This window comes from Methanomassiliicoccales archaeon, assembly GCA_014361295.1.
Taxonomy (GTDB): Archaea; Thermoplasmatota; Thermoplasmata; order Methanomassiliicoccales; family JACIVX01; genus JACIVX01.
Genome location: JACIVX010000119.1, coordinates 1 through 559 on the forward strand (window position 1 = coordinate 1; position 559 = coordinate 559).

The 559-nt window shown below is 62.3% G+C and carries 1 protein-coding gene; it reads left to right on the forward strand.

The genetic code is table 11. The features are described 5' to 3' along the window. Positions 1 to 33 precede the first annotated feature (33 nt). A partial coding sequence (locus H5T41_11495; protein ID MBC7109383.1) for a DUF362 domain-containing protein occupies positions 34 to 559 on the forward strand: 526 nt, incomplete at its 3' end.

Below are 559 nucleotides of genomic sequence, written 5' to 3' on the forward strand. Positions count from 1 at the left end.
GGCGACGACGTGCATGAGGGCCGGAGCTTTGACGTGGGCGGATACCGGGAGATGTGCCGAAGGCTGGGCGTGGAACTTTTGAACTTGCGGGAGCGCGGGTTCGAGGAATTGAAGCTCGATGGCGGCGTTCTGCGCTCTGTTTTCATCGCCAAGGCCGTGCGGGAGGCGGAGGTGGTGGTGAATCTGCCCAAGCTCAAAACCCACGCCCTCACCACCTTCACCGGGGCGATAAAGAATTTCTACGGAGTGATTCCCACGGGACTGCGCACGGCCCTGCATGGGGAGCATCCTCAGCCCGCGGAGTTTGCCAAAGTGTTGGTGGACATTTTTTCCTTGGTGCGGCCGGCTCTCACCGTGATGGACGGGGTGGTGGCCATGGAAGGGCCCGGTCCGGCCAATGGAACTCCCCGGCCTTTGGGCCTTATCCTGGCCGGCGCCGATGCCGTGGCCGTGGATGCAGTGGCCCAGGCCATCATTGGGCTGGATCCCCTTCGGGTTTGGACCACTTACCATGCCCACATTCGGGGATTGGGTGTGGGGGATCTTCGAAAGATCGAAG